10 protein-coding genes and 4 pseudogenes are annotated in these 14,793 nt (G+C 44.4%); 4 read left to right on the top strand and 10 right to left on the bottom strand.

Annotated elements, in window-relative coordinates:
• Positions 1–131 precede the first annotated feature (131 nt).
• Positions 132–2,315 carry a protein DpdD gene (dpdD, locus tag ATB02_RS24370; protein WP_105272350.1) on the top strand — a complete coding sequence of 728 codons (2,184 nt, stop codon included), beginning with the start codon at positions 132–134 and terminating at the stop codon, positions 2,313–2,315.
• A 23-nt stretch (positions 2,316–2,338) separates the two neighbouring features.
• Here the strand turns inward: dpdD and dbpB are convergent, their stop codons facing one another.
• The 4 genes and pseudogenes from dbpB to ATB02_RS27145 all read right to left on the bottom strand — a co-directional run.
• A complete protein-coding gene (dbpB, locus tag ATB02_RS24375) occupies positions 2,339–3,466 on the bottom strand; it encodes a DGQHR domain-containing protein DpdB (protein WP_000006268.1) in 1,128 nt (375 codons plus the stop codon).
• A complete protein-coding gene (dpdA, locus tag ATB02_RS24380; RefSeq protein ID WP_000040319.1) occupies positions 3,463–4,713 on the bottom strand; it encodes a tRNA-guanine transglycosylase DpdA in 1,251 nt (416 codons plus the stop codon). Before dpdA ends, dbpB begins: the two co-directional genes overlap by 4 nt.
• Before the next feature lie 73 nt (positions 4,714–4,786).
• Complete coding sequence (locus ATB02_RS26495) at positions 4,787–5,638, bottom strand: hypothetical protein (RefSeq protein ID WP_019843015.1); 852 nt, start codon at positions 5,636–5,638, stop codon at positions 4,787–4,789.
• 604 nt (positions 5,639–6,242) lie between these two features.
• A pseudogene (locus tag ATB02_RS27145) lies at positions 6,243–6,314 on the bottom strand (hypothetical protein); the annotation flags it as partial.
• Positions 6,315–7,043: 729 nt separating this feature from the next.
• On the opposite strand from ATB02_RS27145, the gene ATB02_RS24405 reads away from it, so the two are divergent.
• Complete coding sequence (locus tag ATB02_RS24405; protein ID WP_105272351.1) at positions 7,044–9,080, top strand: hypothetical protein; 2,037 nt, start codon at positions 7,044–7,046, stop codon at positions 9,078–9,080.
• Between the two features lie 398 nt (positions 9,081–9,478).
• Here the strand turns inward: ATB02_RS24405 and ATB02_RS24410 are convergent.
• Positions 9,479–9,658: pseudogene (locus ATB02_RS24410) on the bottom strand (hypothetical protein); the annotation flags it as partial.
• A 44-nt stretch (positions 9,659–9,702) separates the two neighbouring features.
• Positions 9,703–10,575, bottom strand: coding sequence for a phosphorothioated DNA-binding restriction endonuclease (locus ATB02_RS24415; protein ID WP_105272352.1), 873 nt, complete (start codon positions 10,573–10,575; stop codon positions 9,703–9,705).
• 81 nt (positions 10,576–10,656) lie between these two features.
• Here ATB02_RS24415 and ATB02_RS26500 point away from each other — a divergent pair, with 81 nt between their 5' ends.
• Together ATB02_RS26500 and ATB02_RS27150 are read left to right on the top strand one after the other, a co-directional pair.
• Positions 10,657–10,779 carry an HNH endonuclease gene (locus ATB02_RS26500; protein ID WP_105272355.1) on the top strand — a complete coding sequence of 41 codons (123 nt, stop codon included), beginning with the start codon at positions 10,657–10,659 and terminating at the stop codon, positions 10,777–10,779.
• Complete coding sequence (locus ATB02_RS27150; RefSeq protein ID WP_374758120.1) at positions 10,779–10,868, top strand: hypothetical protein; 90 nt, start codon at positions 10,779–10,781, stop codon at positions 10,866–10,868. Before ATB02_RS26500 ends, ATB02_RS27150 begins: the two co-directional genes overlap by 1 nt.
• Before the next feature lie 332 nt (positions 10,869–11,200).
• On the opposite strand, the pseudogene ATB02_RS27155 reads toward ATB02_RS27150, so the two are convergent.
• The 4 genes and pseudogenes from ATB02_RS27155 to ATB02_RS24440 all read right to left on the bottom strand — a co-directional run.
• Positions 11,201–11,767, bottom strand: a pseudogene (locus ATB02_RS27155) (sialate O-acetylesterase); the annotation flags it as partial.
• Positions 11,768–11,831: 64 nt separating this feature from the next.
• Positions 11,832–12,938 carry an N-acetylneuraminate epimerase gene (gene nanM, locus ATB02_RS24430; RefSeq protein WP_105272353.1) on the bottom strand — a complete coding sequence of 369 codons (1,107 nt, stop codon included), beginning with the start codon at positions 12,936–12,938 and terminating at the stop codon, positions 11,832–11,834.
• Positions 12,939–12,957: 19 nt separating this feature from the next.
• A complete protein-coding gene (nanC, locus tag ATB02_RS24435; RefSeq protein WP_071533235.1) occupies positions 12,958–13,674 on the bottom strand; it encodes an N-acetylneuraminic acid outer membrane channel NanC in 717 nt (238 codons plus the stop codon).
• A gap of 109 nt (positions 13,675–13,783) precedes the next feature.
• Positions 13,784–14,793 (bottom strand): annotated as a pseudogene (locus ATB02_RS24440) (IS3 family transposase); the annotation flags it as partial.

Consider the following 14,793-nt stretch of genomic DNA (forward strand, 5'->3'; position numbering starts at 1 on the left):
GAATCAGGAGAGCAGATTACCCCCTGGATCTGATTTCAGGCGTTGGGTGTGGATCACTATTGCACCGTTCGTGACAGTGATTTCAGATGCGTTGATTGAATTTAGCGGCCAGTACACCTTTGGAGACACCCATGACTAATGTTCCTCAATGGCTGCGTGACTTCTTTGGCAACGGAAATTTACTGAAGCTGGACAGGTTGCTGGACAACGTTGAAAACGCCTACCCTGCAGACTTAAAAGCCGTATTACTGCCGCTTTACGAGAGCGCGACTGATGCTCAGTGGCCACTCATTCTGCCCTGGTGTGATGCCCATCGCTGGGTATTTTTTGCCGCGGCAGATACAGTTCGCACCACGCAGGAACTCAGCAATGTGTTGAATGCCAGGCTGGGGTCTGCAGATGTTATTGCTGGCAGAAAGGTGACCTTTGTCCCCGCACAGGGAGCGACGTCCCTGTCTGAAACGGCGTTGCTGACGCACTGTCCAGCCGGATTTATCCGGATCGAATTATTGCCCACAAAGCTTAAAGATAAACCAGCAAAAGAGCGGGTTTTCGCCGCGCTCAAAGACGTTATCGTCCTATTTCGTGACAGGCCATCAATCGTACGCACGGTCAAACGCCCCTTCGGGCGAATCTTGAGTGATTTCATTCTGGCGAATAGCCAAAAAGACGAAGCCACAAGCGACGCTTTACTACAGGAACTGAAGAACAACGGTACGCTTTCGCGACGTAACCTTATGCTGCTCGAACTCCAGCAGGCGGGTAAGTTAGAGAAGTGGGACACACTGCTGAATCACGATTCTCTTGCTGATTTGGTTCGGGGACGCATTCCTACAACCCTGATGCGGATGCTGCTGAAAGCATACCAGCAGCGCTATTTTACACCCGACAGCCATGGGTATCCGCAAGCCTCACCGGAGGATCTTCGCCCGCAATGTCTGGCACTAAACCCTCTGTTTACGCAGATACCTTTTTTATCCCAAGATGAAACTGACTTTGCGGCGTGGAAAACTTGGGCCACTGGAGTGATGCTTATTGGTGAAGTCGACCTGCTCAACGCATTGCCAGAACGCCTAAAAACCGACTGGTTGAATGGATTGCACACCTGGGCTAGTCGGCCGTTCAACTTAGTGAGTCCGTCAGCGACGACAGCGACGACGTCGGTCCCGGATACGCTGCAACAGCTTGCGGCATATTTACAAACCTCCCTGACCGCAACGCAAGAGGAGATTATCGGCTACGCACAAACGCTCCACACGCTTGACCAGCAGTTGATAGAGGAAGCGATGGCGGTACCGCTACTGAAAACACTCATCGAGGAGATCCGCCATCTGACCAATCCGCAAATCGTGGGCTGGGATATTTGTTTTTCCCGACTATGTCAGTCAGAAGTCGACAGCAACAGCCTTGTGCAACTGGTTGCGCTGGAAAGTGAAAACTGGCCCGCTGACTCGTTCCATGAAGCGACGCTGCTCCAGTTACTATCAAGTCAGATTCCACCAGACGCGTTCCCGCTCCTTCGTAACGTGATGCCTGCCTTTATTGAATGGCTTGAGCGTCATCATTTCAGTCTGAGTAGCAGGACGTGGCTAAAGTGGCTGGATGTTCTTGCGATGGAACAAAGCGTCAGTCAGGCGGATATCAAGCTGGCCACGATGGCGACGGAGCGCTTCCTACAAGGCTCTGTTAGCCAGGAAGCATATCAACAGTTCGGAGCCATGTTGGAACTGATCGTCGAACGCGCCAGTTCGTTCCGTAACCTGTCAGTGCTGGGCGAGTTGATCGAACTCTTCCTTGATTCTCCGGTGCAGGATCAGGCGACGCTCACCTCGCTGTGGCTCAGCGTTCAGTCTTTTGTGAGCGGAATATGGACGCGACTGGATCCGACTGCTCGTACCGTGATGCGCAACTTGGCGGCTGACGTGCTAGGGGAAGGTGCAGAGAGTGTATTTCCGGTTGAGCAGGATAGCTGTTCGGCAGATGCAGAAGATGAATTGCCGGACTTATCCGGAGCCAGAGTGGCGATTTATAGCTTGACAGAAGGTGCTGCAAGACGCGCGAAACGGATGCTGGAAACGCTGTTTCCCGGGATCGGAGTGGAGATCAGCCAAGCACACACTGCAACCGATAAGTTGATTAATCAAGCAAAACAGGCTGATTACTTCATCTTTTCGGCAGGCAGCGCCACTCATCAGGCTTTTTACGCGGTCTCAGCGCAGCGCAGAGATTTAATCTACCCGACAGGTAAAGGTGCCGGGTCAATGCTGAACGCGTTTATTACGCACGTTCAGCAAGTCTCAACAGTAGTGGTATAAAAATAGGGGCAAATGCCCCCTTTTTATATATTGGCGTTCGCTGCTTTGATATAACTGGTGACCAGATAATCCGTCACTAATGAGATATCTTTCGACAGGTTCTGCAGTTCATTCCATTTACGAACAATGGGCTGACCATCAATATCCGTACCGAAGTTCCACGCGCCACTACTCCATGCACAAAGTGGCTTGATGCGGTTTAACTCTTCGACAAAACGAGTATAGGAAGGAATCTCAGTCCAGCCAGGTTCACCTTTATAGTCCTGATGAACCTGATCGATTTCATCCATCAAACTACCAAGAGCAAGAATACCAACGCCGTGTAATAGGCGGGAATAGCGTGGCTTTTTGTCCCAATCATCGGTAAACACGGTTTCCACCGCCGACCAGAAGTTATTCAGCAGTTTCACCATCTTCACTTCATCCCCCAAACCTGTCGACGGGTCACGGAATCGATACAATGCTCCCTCACGAAGACTGGCATCGATCATTTTAATCATCGAGTTGTCAGCAATAACCCCATCAGGATTGGTTGCCGTTTTGATACGTCCTGCAAGTGGTCCTTCGCCGAAGTTTAGTCGTTGAGTCAGCAGTGAAGGAAACTTACGCATTTGCAGATCGGATGGCAAACGACCATGGGTATGTGGTGCCAATTCGTATAACAACGTTTTGGGCAGAGGTTTTGTGGAGTTAACCAGCATAAACTGCTCGCGTTGCTCTTCTGCATCATTAGCGATAAATGCAGAGACCGGCATCATAAACGAGTCGATTTCCGCATCCCGCAAAGCAGCGGTACGTTGTTGACCATCCACAATAAACCCAGGCTTCTCAAAATCCTTATCTTCGGAGAAAGGTATCACCAGATGCCCCATGTCGCCATTATCTGTAAGCGGTTCAAAACGCACACGCTTATCAAAAGCGATAATCACCGGGTTGGGTATCATCGGGTTTTTACTCTCAATATAGCGCTGAATTTCGCGAATATGGTTACGTACTTCTGGACGCTGATAACCAACCAAATTCTCTTCACCGCGACGAATACGCGAAATCGCTGCAATTTTGCTAATCTGTTTACCTTCTATCGCAAGGCTATAGAGTTGCCTCTCCTCACCCTGTCGGATTCGCAGGGCGGGAACACGATATTCACTCATGACAGTTCCTCTGAGCGTAATGACAATGTGTGCTGTAAACGGTTGTACAACACCTGAATATTATGGAAACCGCGGCGACGGTTACGTTCTGCTCCGCGGAAAATGATGACGTTGATACCGATAGCTTGGCAAATATTGCACTGGCATTGTTTCCAGGGACGTTCACCCAGTGTGCGTTCATAATCCGCACGGATTTTATTGGCCTCTTTTTCACCTGAATGCAGGCGTTCATAAGCCAGTACTGCCTCAAGAGTTTTTTCAAGGGACAAAGCCCCTTTATCGTATTCGAACAGGGCATTCATGGCATCCTTTTCCAGATGCCGAGCAATATCCTGATCAATCACGCCGGATTTTATTTTGCGACTCAAACTTGGATTCGCATCAAACTGAGGAACTCGCACAGCGGTATAGGCCGGGCCATCAGGCGTATGGTAGTTATTTTTTCGATCTTTGAAGGCCTGCTGCAGCGGTGTTGTCGAGTCAATACTGGTCACACCAAACTTGATAAAGTCGGCGAAACTCTCTGGACGGGCAATACCAAGCAAGTGAACACGTGTATCACTTTTCAGCAGCGGTTTAATTTCTTCGAGGGTCTCAAGGATCTGCGTCGTTTTCAACGGTACCATCCCCCCCATGGTGATATTTTTGTATCCCATGGCTAGCAGGGCCTCTACAGACTGACGGTAGGAGTTTTTACTCCATCCATGTGCAACACCAAAGGGAGTGAAACAGGACTTTTGAGACTTGTTTAAAAACTCTTGTGCCAGGGTCAGAGTGATATCCTGGCGTCGGCGACATTCAGTCAATACTTCGCCACTGAATACTTCCCCTGGCCTCTCATAACCAAAGACGATGTGATCGAGAGAAACGCCATAGTTAAAGCGGGAAGTTTCGTAGAACTCAATCACCTCTTCCACACGGTATGGGGGGACGTCCTGGTTAACATAGGTGAAGGCTCCGCAATCACCCATAGTTTCCATATTTTCTGGAAGACGGAAAAAGTGCTTCATTCCATTACGGAAATAACGTAAACGCTGGGCACGGGTATATTTGCTCTCACCGCCACCAAGACCATCTACTACGGCTTTAGAAACCAGCATACCATCGTAAGGATGAGAAAAAACCTCATGCGGATAATGATCGTCACGTTGACGCACGCGATGTTCGTTACGCGTTTCGCGGAAGAAGTCGAAACTGGGATCAATAAAATCCTGACTATCTGGGAAAAAATACTTTAGCTTCGACAACTTACTCTCCTGTGACACCACTGCAACGTCTCAAAAAACGAGGGATTCTACCATGAAATCCCAGCAAGTAGCATTAAGGTTTAGCCTCTCTAAGGGCCTTAAACTCAGCCCGAAAACGTTTTTCCTCAAATGAATTTCCCGAGTCACGAAATTCACGCAACGCATGTGTTGCACTGACACTAGGATTTTGTTCCATAAGCTTTAAAATGAATGACTTAACTTCCTCTTGGCTACGACGAATTCCTTTTTTCACTTCGCGCACAGGTAACTCTTTGAGTTCTTCTGTTAACTTTTGAGATAACTCATTTAAATCATTGAGTTGTTTTGACGTAAATTCCTTCACAATGTATTTTGCTACACTGATATTAAGCATAAGCATATTGCATCTCAACCACTGAGCCATATTTTTGTTTGTTTTGAAAAGGTATGCCGTTAGCCTACGATTGACCTTTTGGGAAGTTATAATGAGCAGTTGTTTTTTTGCGTCAGCCAAATACTCAATACCATTAATAATATCCAATTCAATTGCATTAATATAGTCTGGAGAACCGCAAATAATATAATGGTCTTTTTTCTTTTTTTTCATTAATTCTACAATGGATGTAGGGTGCTTAGATCTAAAAATAGATCTATTAGTTATTTCTTTCCACCATGTTCTGTGAAAACTTTTTCCTATATATTCTTGTGAATACAATGGTATTGATTCATCATAGCCAACAGCAAAGGTCGCTTTATACGGTACTACATTATCTTTGTGGTGGAGGAGGCCTAAACCGGCAGAAAGAACCCATAAATCAATAGGGTATTCATTTAAGATCGCTTTAGCTGTCGCCCAGTGCCCACCTTTATAAAGATCTTCTGCACATACAGTTGCAGATGTAGATATCGCTTCATTCAGAGCATTGCACCAAGAATTCACGAGCACATTTGAAGGGGGCCGGCCTGATGAAAATTGACTCAGACTCAATATATCCCCACTATCGTAGTGTTTACCGTTTGTACATGTTGTTATTAAGTTGATATTGCTCACAATCGCCCCCCTAAATCGTGCTACACAAGCTACAGGAGAAAAAAGGGGATGACAAGAACGGAATTATCAGTCCCTGAAAAATTTTTCAGGGACTGATGCTAGTGAGGAATATACTCGAAATACTCATCTTGAGAATGAGAACACTTTTGGCATCGCCTCAGAATACCTTTTTCCTCAAGAGAGAGACAAAAATTGCGACATGATTCAAGAAGGTCGTCAGGATTTTCATTTTTATTTTTAGAAATCAAGGCTCTAGCGAGTGTGTCATAACTAAAACCTCCCGTTGAGTGCGATACAATGCTCATCGCAAGTTGGGTATCGAAAGTTTTCATAGTGCACCTCTGAGCCGCCAGAATAATACAGTTATAAAAAAGTATGGGTTATAGTTCAAGCTGGCTTTTCAAATTCGAATATAGCAAGCATCAGGAATTAGACTACATGCCAAAGTCATAAGGACTAACTTCCCTTTTCCTATTCACATCCAAAAATCAGCCCACTACTGCAGCATCAGTCGCCGTTCATCAATATGTTCGGCCTTATGAACGTAAGATGTACGTACTGAGTTACGTTCTGATCACCGTTCAGCACCATGTCCCGACCACTGTTGATGCACCACACCGTATGCAAATCGAGTCGCTCAAGAGCGGCTTTTTTGTGTCTGAAATCACCCATATCCGTGCAGTATATAGGCCTGCCAGAAAAGCAGTTCAGTATTCTTCATTTTGTAGTCGATGGTCCCAAGTTTGCTCTGGCTGGAAGCTGCATCGTCCACATTACGTGGGCAGGGTGGTTTCGCTATGCTACTTGAACGTTTTGACCATGTGGCTCAGGTAGCTAATATCAAAAGACGTCATTTTGTCTCCACGCCCACCTTGGTGAACATTCAATAAATAGTTTCGGTCGAGAGCAGTTATGTAGGGCTAGCAGACGAGATGCGTAGATATCTTGTTGAAGACAATTTTACTGACCACCTGAGAACGCTATTCTACCGAATAATTATTATCTTGGTGAATAATGATGATTACCTGTGTAACTATGGTTTTATGCTGATGGGACCGGCAGTACAATTTCTGTAGTGTACTCGCAATTTCAGGTCTCTGGCGTTTATTCTGGTGCAAAGGAGGTATGTGATGAAAACTTTGCTACCATGCCATTAAATGCGACCAATATCGGATTATCCATCAGTTGCTTGTTGTAGATTTCATTGGTTATAAAAATGCAAGGTGTAAAAGATGAAATTTATAATTATTAGTTAAGTGGCTAGTTTTATAGTAATTTAGACAATAGGATGTATGGAAAAATGGAAAAAGTTTATGATACCACTAGAATTAGTAATCTTGCTAACGACCTGAAACAGTTTTGTTCTTTTTTTTGTGAGTACATAAAAAGAGATGATATTAGTATAGATATCGCCTTGGATGTGCTGAGAATATCTTCCATCTATTATAATAGGTTTTCAGTTCAGACTGAAGTTGAGTATAACAATACATTCAAAAATTGTATTAATGAGCTAGTAAACTCATTTCCTGATAACATTGAACTAATCTCTGAGTTCGAGAGTCAATGTAAAATTATGTATGATATAAATAATTCTTTCTTTGCGGCTACAAAATGTGCTGGTATTTGGCGTAAAAATACAAAAAAATCACATGCATTAATACTTAATCTCATCATGTTTTGTGAGATGTTTTTATCATCATTATCATCCTTGGTTGTGGTCAATGATCCTAAAAAAATGAAGAGGATTTTTCCATTATTTATCGTTTCTGAAAATATTAATATTCATGCTGAACCTGATATCGAATATTTTCGAGTTATCGATAGGGCATTTGATGAGGTAGCCAATTACACCGGAAGAATATTTTCTTATTTACGGACTCATGGGCCATTGAAACTAACTTCTTGTGTGAATAAACAAACCTTGCTTTCAATGGGAGGGTACCTTAATGAGTGGAATGTTTTTGACTCATTAAGCAGAGTAAGAGACTTTTTCAGACTAAGTAGTGCAGTATTTACAAAATTGGATAATAACATTTACTCTCTTGATGTTGATAGTTTTTGTTTATACCGAGATTATGAGATTGCAAGAAATAGACTAATGATGAGAGCGTCACATCTATATAGCGAAGTTCATGAATTTAGTAACAAACATTTTCATCTAAATAGTTGGGTAAAGGATCATATGCCATCTTACTTAAATTCTGATGGCGTTTTTAGCTCATTTCATTTAAGCGAGTTGGAAAATATGTCTCCTGATGACCTTCATGAAGAATATGGGAATATATCATTATTTAATTGGGTGCACGCTTATCAATGTTTAGTCGAGTTATCTAAAGAAGAAATGAGCAAAAGATTTTCATCGACAAAACCTATACCCCTACAGTTGGATCGCTGGCTGATCATAAAAAGCCGTGAGAGTTGGTTATCATTCTTTCAACGTAAGGGGATTGCAACAGATGCAGCAAAAAAACTGATAGATTATTTTACCTTCAATTCAAAATCACATGATCTTAATGATTGCCCATTTATTCCCTGTATGGACGGTTTATGCTTAATGCCTGCATTAATAGCAAATAGCTCAGTGACTCGCTCTCTAATGTCATTATTTGGTTCCAAAAAAATTTCTCAAGCAAGTAAAGGGCGATTTCATGAGCAACAATTTATAAAACAAGTTCGTGATGCGGGGATTAAAGCTTCTCCAATTGATGCTCATGCTAATTATCAGTGCGATTGCGTGATTCTCCTGGATGATTGTTTGATTTTTACAGAACTAAAATCAAATGGTCAACCAATATATTATGGTAAGTACTATCAGCAAGTGTGTAACATCGTTGGAGATAGCTCATTAATACATGATCATAATAATAAATTTATGCGTTCTTATTTTCAACAAATAAATCGAATTTCTGAACATTATCTTAATCATCTTGATGTGATCATTAAAGAATTCGAACTACCATCAACATGGCAACCCAAAGGTGTGTATAAGCTTATTGTTACTACAACTATGCTCGGTGGGAAATATCATGTGGATGATACATATGTAGCGGACAAATATGCATTATCTAGTTTTTTTCAACGAATACCTGGAGTGATATATCAAACAAATGAAAATGGAAAAATGGCGAAAAATATCATTGATGGGTTTGAGTGTTGCGAAGGGAAAATCACTATCGATAAGTTTATAGATTATCTTTCCTCTTTGCCCAGTATTAATGCTGTACGTAAAAATATAAAAAAATTAACTTATAGTGTTCGATTTAATGAAAAATTAGTCCATCACCCTTATTATGATTCTTGGGCTTTTGGCCCATATATTCGTAAGGGAAATGATTAGAGCAATTTATTATATAGTCCATGTTATTCACTGATTATATTATTGATAATATAATCAGTGAATAACTCTAATTTTTTTAATGTTGGGGTTTAGCCTGAAGTTGAAATTGGTACTACGGAACGGTATGATCATATCGCATCAAAATATCAAGGTAGTGATGATTTTCTACGCACCGATCCAGAAACGTGGATTTTATCATCACCATAAGCAATGGCAGCGACAACACCATCAATTTCTATATCAAAGGTGGTGAAATAAATTAGAAAATTGTTTATTTAATCCATTAGCGATAAGTTTTATTGTTATTTGGCCGAGATATATTCCATTGAAAAAAGTAAATTGGCACTGATATTATATCAAATGGGAATAATCCTTTTGTAAATAAGCTGAGGAATGTGTTAATTCACATCCAGCGCCTTATAAACCGCATCAACCGGTTCTGAGTAAAAACTTACCTGAAACTTGGTAAACAACTCTGCCGGAACTGTTGGAATATCCATAGCCGAGGATATCGGCAACAGAACTCGTTTTGCGCCGCTATCGAAGGCGAGTTGTAAACTAGCGGCAAGATCCTGCACTGATTATGTCAGCAATATTGAACATACTGCGATAGTTATCAAACTCACCCCCTAAAAACCTCTTTTCGATGCCACTCCACAAACCCCTCAAAAGGGTAATTTTTACGCACCTGTGGTAACGCAATAGTTTTCCCGTCAAAATCCCAGAATAGTTTCTCAACGATCCCTCCGCCGTTTACCGCATCCGAGACCAGTACCCGCATATTTTCATCCAGGCCAATCGATCCTTTATCAAAGGCTTTATGGTGAATTGCGCAAAGCGCCAGGCCATTAGGAATTTCACAAGGACCGCCGTGCTGTTTCCATTTTATATGCGCCGCTTCCAACGCGACGGTGGTGTCGTCGTGGCGCATATTAAAGCCACATATCGCGCACTGGTATTTATAAGCGCGTAATACATTTTTGCGAAATAACGGGTCGCGCTGTTTACGGATTTGCTGGAGATCAAAACCCAGCTCGTCAGCAATTTCTTCCTGAATACTCTCGGTGAAGTGCGCTTCAAGTATCTGTTGCGCCAGAGTATTGATGAGTTTTTTATTGCCGGTTACCAGGGCGTAGTGCTGTTCATCGAAACCGCCTGCAACGCGGTGTTCGGTCAGTTCCTTCACTGGCGGTTGTCGGCTGCTCCCTGCTGTTGAGCAAAGCTCGGCATTGTGTAATTGCCAGAATCCGTCGCCTTGTAATCGCCAGAACGGCATATCAGGTCGGTACTGTGAACGCTGTGGCCCAAAACGTTCCAGTAAACTGTGCAGAGGTTCGTAGATTTCCGAGCCATAATCGAAAAGGCGCGGATGTCCATTCAGGTATCCCGCTAATACGTATAGCAGTAACAATGGCTTATGCGGCGCGCGCTGTTCACCCTTGTGCCAGATTTTTATGTTGGCAATTGCCTGCTGTAGCGATTTACTGGAAGCCATTGATATCCCTGGCAGCGAAATAATTGCGATCATGCTCGCAAATTTTCTGCTGTTCAAGCCTGCAAATGAAGATATATTACCTTGATCTCATTTGTTTTTTTGCTTCCTGTGTGCCCTAATTGCCATGCGATGTTGCCCCGACGCAAACCACCGTTTTCGCCGGAGCAGTTAAAAGCGTTGATGGATGCGAATAAATCAAATTAATGAACGCTCACCTTTCGCGCCAAAACTGCAAAATTGCTTCTACAAACCTGTCAGAAATAATCCCCCGACGGGCTGCCGCGCTGAAATGACTGCTTCGCAGTGCCGTCGTCCAGTTCTCCGCTGACCGGTACGCTGAACCGAAATATCCCGTGCTTAAATCGTCCGGATCTTCATCAGGCGCGTTCGTCAGTCCTCTTGCACCTTGTTGCTGGAAGTCGACGAAAATAATATTGGCTAAAACATTATTTTGATAATTGCCATAAATAGCTTCATACGCATGAGGGAAACTTTCTTTCCAGTACCAGGTGGTATCGCCGCAAAACCACGGCGCGTCAGTAATTTTATTAAGCTGAGAATGGTATTGTTTTAGATCCCTACGAAAGGCTTTAACCATATGATTAAAGTGTTGAGGGTGTGACGCGTAGTCACTGGTCATTAGGTCAAATTCGCCTTGCATCCAGCATACGCCGAGGAATTTGTTCTGCGGATTTTTTGCCAGTGCGGCTCGCGTTCTGCTGACTAAATCCTGATACAGCGGAGTATCCGTTCCCCAACGACAAGCATCATGGCTGGCTCCGTGCCGTTCTGAATATGTCCCTTCGCTGCCCGCAGTAAAAGCCGATCCGCCACGGCAACACGGAACGATGAGAACCCCTGCATTATCAGGAGTAAAGGGCAGTAATTTCCGTGCAATATGCAGTGCCTGGCCAACGGTGCCGTACTGTGTTTGATGATTCGTTGCCAGAGGATGGTGATAACCCTGCATATCCTGAACATCGTGTGGGCAGTGAGTCAGTGGAATAATGTCGTTAAATTGACATGAGGGGCCTCCGGGATGCGTATGCGCAAATCTCGCTAATTGTTTAATCCTGGGATGAGGCGCATCTTCCCTGTCCGGTAATGGCAGTCCTTCGCCATACGCCATGGCATTAGACTGACCGGCAACGGTAAGAACATAGTAATAATCGGGCGATATTATTGCGTTCATATAATTTTCGCGTAATTGAAATTGCAAATTGATAGCAGAGCCCCTTTACTGGGGCCCTGAAGCATTAGTTTTGTACTGTGACTTTATTATCCTCCACAGAGATCAAAACTGAATCCGTCACCGCTTTGCCGCCTGCAGTTTCACCGCCAATAATTAATAAACTATTATTCCAGGGCAATGATACTCCGTAGGCCCGACCTTGCGATAATTCGCCCGATTTATCCCATTTCCCGTTATGCCAAAGATGAATATCAGCGCTATATGATTTTTTCAGGCCTTCATGCGCATAGTTCTTACCGTTTTGGTAATTTTCCCGTGAACCTTTGAATCCGGCCCCCCCGGCAAATATAAGTGAGTCATTGCTTATCCCCGCAAAACCGCCAGCAACGCCATCTGGTGATGAGACGGGAGCAAGTTTATTCCATTTTAAATTATTACCGGTGAAATCAAGTTCAAATACGGCATCCGTTCGTAGTCCTGGTTTGGCTTCACCATTAATAAGCCAGGTTTTATCGCCTTTATTCACAACCGCTGCACCAGCCGTCCCGTACCAGGGAGATTCGCCAGCGTAACTCCATTGCTGTGTAGAGGGATCAAAAGACAACAGAAACTTATTGAAGAAATAATCTTCTGCTTTTTTGTCAAAATAGTGGGCGTTGATTTTCTCTATAGCGGTTGAATCTTTTCCAGCTTCGTTGAGATCTTCAAAATAGCCATTGAAGATATTCTGGTTAACACCGCCAGTAACATAAGCCTTGCCGTCATGTACAAAAGTCACATGGCCCGCCATGCCCATCGGCGCGTGCGACATCAATTTAACCCAGCTATTGGTTTTGGGGTTGTATTTGTGTACGTCATTAAATACCTGAGTCAAGCCCTCGCTGTTTTTGCCAATGCCGCCAAACACATACAGATTGCCATCAATAAATGCAGAGGTTGCTTGATCTCTCGCCCCACCAGGGAATGCAGCTAACGCTATCCATTTTTTATCTTTGGCCTGTGTATCCAGTTTGTACCATGCCGTACCTGCGCTACCTAAACCAATGTAGACAGTGTCGTTATCAATTGCTCCGGTACCACTTTTAAATGGCACAGGAGTTTCCGGTAATACAGACGCGTTTGCGGCAAATGAAGCCATCATGATAGCAAGCGCCGTTATTGTTTTATTCATTGTGACTGTCTCCTGTCTACTACAGTTTAAATGACACACCAATGCGATAACTGTTTTCTGATAAATTATCTCTGCCGTTATAAACACCCTGACGGTCAAGGTAGTCATATTCTATGTATGGCGTAATATCAGGCGTCATATGGTATTGTAGAACAAATGCATTTTCCGTCGCCCATTTCTTATGGTTTGCATAGCGATAATCGTTTTGTTTGCTGTATAGCGTCGTTTGCCATGCGAAGGTGAAATCACTATTAATATGGTAAGTGACATATCCATCCCAACGATGAACGTTATCACGAGACATCTCACCGGATAAGTCTTGTTGTCGGTAAGCTTTCCAGTCGTAACGATAGCGAATGCCAAAATTAAGATCTTTTGTCGCGTCCCAGGACAGTTTTACGTAGGGTCCGTAGCGTGTGCCGTTGCTGCTAAAATGCGTTAACATTCCCGGGCGCACCGTCCATTGATCATCAAGTTTAATCGCGTAATTAACTTCAACCTGAACATCATTGAGTGCGGCATTTTCCTTTTTATTATCATGAATGGTATTCCAGGTATTACTTTCCATGCTTGCCCACCATCCATTTTGCCATCCCTCACTGACTTTGAGTCGAGTCTCATAGGCGTGGCTTCCACTACGATATCCACCACGTACGTCCAGTGTCGCAGCTTGAGAAATTAATGGTGACGAAAAGCACAGTAATAATACGCCAGAAAGTATTTTAGCCTTTTTCATAAATTTCACTCATTTGTAGGATACAGAAAGCAATACAAAGCCCGCATAAACAATTAGCATTTATGTTGTGTAATATTTTTTGCCAGGCTTATAGTGTCTGGATTTGCCCCTATATTTCCAGACACCTGTTATCACTTAACCCATTACTGGTCCGCTGTCGCAGATATTCCCGTGGCGAGCGGTAACCCAGCGCACTATGCGGATGCCATTCGTTATAATGCTCGAACGCCTCTGCAAGGTTCTTTGCTGCCGTTAACCCGTCTGGTTTGGGCATGATACTTATGTAGTCACGCTTTATCGTTTTCACGAAGCTCTCTGCTATTCCGTTACTCTCCGGACTCCGCACTGCCGTGTTCTTCGGTTCAAGTCCCAACATCCTGGCGAACTGACGTGTTTCATTCGCCCGGTAGCATGAACCATTATCCGTCAGCCACTCCACTGGAGACGCCGGAAGCTCGCTGCCGAAGCGGCGTTCCACTGCTCCCAGCATGACGTCCTGTACTGTTTCACTGTCGAAGCCGCCTGTAGTGACCGCCCAGTGCAGTGCCTCACGGTCACAGCAGTCCAGCGCGAACGTGACACGCAGTTTCTCTCCGTTATCACAGCGGAACTCGAACCCGTCAGAGCACCATCGCTGATTGCTTTCTTTCACAGCCACTCTGCCGGTATGTGCCCGTTTCGATGGCGGTATTGTGGGTTTACGCTCAAGCAACAGCGCATTCTGGCGCATGATCCGGTAAACACGTTTGGCGTTGATCGCAGGCATACCATCACATTCTGCCTGTCTGCGAAGCAGCGCCCATACCCGACGATAACCATACGTGGGCAGCTCTCCGATAACATGGTGTATACGGAGAAGCACATCCGTATCATCAGTGTGACGGTTGCAGCGGCCGTCCTTCCAGTCATCGGTTCGTCTGAGAATGACGTGCAACTGCGCACGCGACACCCGGAGACAACGGCTGACGAAGCTTATTCCCCATCCCCGGGCAATAAGGGCGCGTGCGCTATCCACTTTTTTGCACGCCCATATTCAACGGCTTCTTTAAGGAGTTCATTTTCCATCGTTTTCTTGCCGAGCAGGCGCTGGAGCTCTTTAATCTGCTTCATGGCGGCAGC

Origin of the sequence: Escherichia sp. MOD1-EC5189 (assembly GCF_002966045.1) — a bacterium.
Classification (GTDB): Bacteria; Pseudomonadota; Gammaproteobacteria; order Enterobacterales; family Enterobacteriaceae; genus Escherichia; species Escherichia coli_F.

Bases quoted from the DNA above. Each gene is read 5' to 3' on its own strand.
- dpdD (WP_105272350.1), top strand. From the start codon at position 132: ATGACTAATGTTCCTCAATGGCTGCGTGACTTCTTTGGCAACGGAAAT.
- dbpB (WP_000006268.1), bottom strand. From the start codon at position 3,466: ATGAGTGAATATCGTGTTCCCGCCCTGCGAATCCGACAGGGTGAGGAG.
- ATB02_RS24405 (WP_105272351.1), top strand. From the start codon at position 7,044: ATGGAAAAAGTTTATGATACCACTAGAATTAGTAATCTTGCTAACGAC.
- ATB02_RS24415 (WP_105272352.1), bottom strand. From the start codon at position 10,575: ATGGCTTCCAGTAAATCGCTACAGCAGGCAATTGCCAACATAAAAATC.
- ATB02_RS27150 (WP_374758120.1), top strand. From the start codon at position 10,779: ATGAACGCTCACCTTTCGCGCCAAAACTGCAAAATTGCTTCTACAAAC.
- nanM (WP_105272353.1), bottom strand. From the start codon at position 12,938: ATGAATAAAACAATAACGGCGCTTGCTATCATGATGGCTTCATTTGCC.
- nanC (WP_071533235.1), bottom strand. From the start codon at position 13,674: ATGAAAAAGGCTAAAATACTTTCTGGCGTATTATTACTGTGCTTTTCG.